This is a genomic window from Salmonella sp. SAL4457 (assembly GCF_046548235.1).
GTDB classification, from domain to species: Bacteria; Pseudomonadota; Gammaproteobacteria; order Enterobacterales; family Enterobacteriaceae; genus Salmonella; species Salmonella enterica.
Map to the genome: position 1 here is coordinate 1 of NZ_JBGDZO010000071.1, position 429 is coordinate 429.

1 pseudogene is annotated in these 429 nt (G+C 51.0%); it reads right to left on the reverse strand.

Going from position 1 to position 429, the window contains the following annotated elements:
• Positions 1-429: pseudogene (locus ACLJNW_RS23275) on the reverse strand (ISNCY-like element ISPa1 family transposase); the annotation flags it as partial.

Genomic DNA, 429 nt, shown 5'->3' on the forward strand with positions numbered 1-429 from the left:
GTTCAAGCCACTGCTCTGGCGTTGGATTGGTCAGTTGAGGCAAAGCATTCCCAGCCTGGTCAAGCTCGGACTGCACTTTTTTCTCGACATTTGCCTTCCTGGCCTTGTAGTCCGCCTCCACCTCAGCAGCGGCTCGCTGGGCTTCTGCTTCCAATGACCGGGCTTTATTCTCCAGCTCTTGAGACGTTTGTTTCAAGATAGCGATTTGCGCCTTATAGATATCGGCGCTGTACGCTTTGGCCAGCTCACTCATATGGCGATCCAGGAACTCTCCATAGAATTTTCGGCTGGCCAGCAACTGACTCTGGTACATCGACTCTGACTTCTGAGGAAAGTCTGAAGCCGTATAAAGATTGGCCGGGCGATCCTCAATGGCCTTTAGCGATTTTGCTTTGGCATCCATGAGTGCATCAACGATACTCTTTTCAT